Here is a 3,584-nt window from a genome sequence, read left to right on the forward strand (position 1 = left end):
GCTGCTGCACTCGATCCCAAGCCCCTTGTCAACGGAATATCGCTGCACACATATAAATGACAAGGTTTGATCCTTTTCCCATACCCTTCAGCAACACCTTTTGCAACCTCAACGATAAAATGCGTTTCATCAGAGGGGAAAGCCTCAAGTTCAGGTGTCAGGGGTGTTACCTGCCAGGACTCCGACTCTTCAGCCTCCACTGTCAAAAATAGGTCGAGCGCCAAGCCAAGCGAATCAAAACCTGCTCCTAAATTGGCCGTGCTTGCCGGGACGATAATTTTCCAGGAACGAGCCTCCCGCTTCTTCATACTCCGATCGTTCCCTTAATGTAGTCCTTCACCTTTTCTCTGTCATTTGGAAGTTTAACCGGCTGAACCGGACTGTATTCCATGGCCGTAACAGGATCCTTCAGGCCATTGCCAGTCAAAACCGCCACAACCTTGCTCCCTTTTTCAAGTACACCATTATCAAGACTCTTCTTAACCCCTGCAATCGATGCGCATGAAGCCGGTTCAGCAAATATCCCTTCCTTCTTTGCAAGAAATCTATATGCGTCCAGAATTTCTTCATCGGTCACCTCGTCGATATGGCCGTTTGATTCTTTCAAAGCATCCACTGCATAATCCCAGCTTGCCGGATTACCGATCCGGATCGCGGTCGCTATCGTTTCCGGCTGCGGGAACACGCGGTTATGGACAAGGGCGGCCGCGCCTGAAGCTTCAAACCCGAACATTCGCGGAAGGGTTGATTTTTTCCGAAGATGGAATTCTTTGAATCCTTTCCAATAGGCTGATATATTTCCTGCATTGCCCACCGGGATTGCGAGCACATCAGGTGCCTCCCCTAAGCCTTCGATTACTTCAAACGCAGCAGTCTTCTGGCCATCGAGACGATACGGATTGACCGAATTCACGAGCGTCACGGATTCGGTCTTGCTCAATTCGCGGACGATTTCAAGTGCTTCGTCAAAATTGCCCTCGATTGAGATGATCTCTGCTCCGTACATGACGGCCTGTGCAAGTTTTCCTTGAGCGATTTTCCCTTCCGGAATGACGACGATGCACTTAATACCTGCTCGTGCTGCATAAGCAGCGGCAGAGGCGGAAGTGTTCCCTGTCGACGCACAAATCACCGTCGAGCTTCCGTCTTCAATCGCTTTGGCAACTGCAAGCACCATTCCCCTGTCCTTGAAAGAGCCTGTCGGATTCGCTCCTTCAACCTTGGCAAACAGTTCAATCCCCCATTCATCTGACAGAGTTTTCAATTCAATCAATGGTGTGTTTCCTTCATTCAAGCTTAAAAGAGGTGTCTCGTCTGTGACGGGAAGATACTCTCCGTACTGTTTCAGCAGGCCTTTCCAATTCATCCCTTCTCTCCTCCTTCCACTCTGTAAGAGCTTTCGATTGAATGGATCGCATGATAATCCTTCAGCTCCATCAATATATCTTCATAACGATCAAGTGAGGCTTTATGAGTGACAAGAACAATTTCAGAATATCCTGCTCCATTTAACGGATTTTGCAGGATTTTCTGAAAGCTCACACCATGATTTGAAAAGATTGATGTCAGCTTCGCCAATACTCCGATTTCATCCTGAACGTGAAGGCGTAAGAAGTATTGGGACGAAACTTCTTCCCGTTCTTTTAATTTCTTAGGGAACTGGGGATTTACAGCACTCTTCCCAGTCACGCCCAGTCTCATATTTTTCATGATGCCGACCATATCAGAAACAACGGCTGTAGCGGTAGGAAGACTACCGGCACCCGGGCCGTAAAACATTGTTTCCCCTACTGCTTCACCGTACACATAAACGGCATTGTACTCGTCATTGACGGATGAAAGCGGGTGGTCGTCCCACAATAATGTCGGTTCGACACTCACTTCCACCTTTTCTCCGTCGCGGTGGGCATATCCGATGAGCTTCATTGTATAACCGAATTGGGCTGCATATTCAATGTCATCTGCCGTCACATCAGTGATGCCCTTCACCTTCACATCGGCCAAGTCCACATTCATTGAAAAACCCAATGTCGACATGATCGCCATCTTCCTTGCTGCATCCAGCCCTCCGACATCAGCTGTGGGATCCGCTTCGGCGAAGCCCAGATCCTGAGCTTCTTTTAATACATCCTCAAAGGAGCGCCCCTCTTTCGTCATCTTCGTCAAAATGAAGTTGGTCGTTCCATTGACGATCCCCATCATTTTTGTGATGCGGTCGGATGCAAGGCCGTCTACTAAACTTCTTAATATCGGGATCCCGCCCGCTACACTTGCTTCGTAGAATAAATCACATTCATTTGCAGACGCAGCTTTCAAAAGCTCCGGACCGTGGACAGCCATCAGGTCCTTGTTCGCCGTCACAACATGTTTCTTATTTTTCAATGCCTGGAGGAGATGCTCCTTCGTTGCTTCGATTCCTCCCATTACTTCGACCACAATATCAATTTCAGGATCGGTCAGGACGTCTTCCGGATGAAGGGTCAGTATTCCATCCTCAATAGTGAGTCCTCTATCCTTTTCAATATCCTGAACCAGGGCTTTTTTCACTTTCACAGGACAGCCGATTTGATGCGACAGTTTATCCTGATGGTTCTCAATGATTTTCACAACTCCGGCTCCAACTGTTCCGAGTCCCAAAAGTCCGATTGAAATTGATTCCATAAGTCGAAAACCTCCAATTGTTTATTTCTCGTGTACATTTGTGTTTATATAGAGGACATTATAGTAGAAATAATTTCCTATTACAATACCTAATTTCGTATTTTCTGAATGTAAGAGCTTTCTTTGCCGGCAGATTGGGAAAATACTATTCACATTCAATACCGTTTTTGATTTCCGCCGGAGACTTCGCTTTCCGCGGGTGACCCCGTGGCGGCTCGCTCAGAGGCGAAAAGCATAGACAGGGCATCCAAAAAGGCGCTTTTTTCCTTTATGGATGCCAGGCTTATGTCTTGAGCTTTTAGCCGCCAGAGCTGCAAGACAAGTCTCACCTTGGCCACTTCTCCTGCAGGAATATTAGTCTTCCACTCCAATCAAAAGCTGGAATTCATCTCTTTATTAATATTGCCTATTAACATGCCTAAATGAAAAATGACGTTTCCAATTGTAAGATTCCTATTGTCCAATCATCTTATAAGCCAGAATATAACGTTTTAGTACATTGAGTAAGCACCCCTCAAACGCCTTATTCATTAAAAAGCAGTTGATAATTTGGCAGAACAACGCCCGATTCACCTATAATGGAGCGGAAGTTTCTTAGAAACTACCTCATTTTAAAAACAGAGGACCGCCCCTGATCTCTGTTTAAGATCAGGAGCCGCCCTACTATTATCCGATATAATGAAGCTGACGGACCATCTTGGATAAGTCGCGGTAGACAGGGATTTTGCTTGGATCCGCATTTCCCCCTGAGATGACACATCCGACTTTCTTTCCGTGCACCTTCACTTTATGGCAGATTGCAGCAGCCAGAGATGCTGCCCCTGCGCCTTCAACCAATGTTTTCTCTCGTTGCAGCATGAACATCATGGCATACGAAATTTCTTCATCGGTGACAGTGACCATATCGTCCACATATTTGCGGA

4 protein-coding genes are annotated in these 3,584 nt (G+C 46.7%); all 4 read right to left on the bottom strand.

Annotated features, from left to right (window positions below):
- Positions 1-308 (bottom strand): GHMP family kinase ATP-binding protein (locus HP456_RS21300; RefSeq protein WP_446680278.1); only part of this gene is annotated, 308 nt, incomplete at its 3' end.
- Positions 305-1,366 carry a threonine synthase gene (gene thrC, locus HP456_RS21305; protein ID WP_172254838.1) on the bottom strand — a complete coding sequence of 354 codons (1,062 nt, stop codon included), beginning with the start codon at positions 1,364-1,366 and terminating at the stop codon, positions 305-307. The genes HP456_RS21300 and thrC, both read right to left, overlap by 4 nt.
- A complete protein-coding gene (locus HP456_RS21310; protein WP_172254840.1) occupies positions 1,363-2,661 on the bottom strand; it encodes a homoserine dehydrogenase in 1,299 nt (432 codons plus the stop codon). Before HP456_RS21310 ends, thrC begins: the two co-directional genes overlap by 4 nt.
- 666 nt (positions 2,662-3,327) lie before the next feature.
- On the bottom strand, positions 3,328-3,584 hold a 257-nt coding region (locus HP456_RS21315; protein ID WP_172254842.1), incomplete at its 5' end, for a pyridoxal-phosphate dependent enzyme.

Source organism: Bacillus haikouensis, from assembly GCF_013179555.1.
Lineage (GTDB): Bacteria > Bacillota > Bacilli > Bacillales > Bacillaceae_B > Rossellomorea > Rossellomorea haikouensis_A.

Bases quoted from the DNA above. Each gene is read 5' to 3' on its own strand.
- thrC (WP_172254838.1), bottom strand. From the start codon at position 1,366: ATGAATTGGAAAGGCCTGCTGAAACAGTACGGAGAGTATCTTCCCGTC.
- HP456_RS21310 (WP_172254840.1), bottom strand. From the start codon at position 2,661: ATGGAATCAATTTCAATCGGACTTTTGGGACTCGGAACAGTTGGAGCC.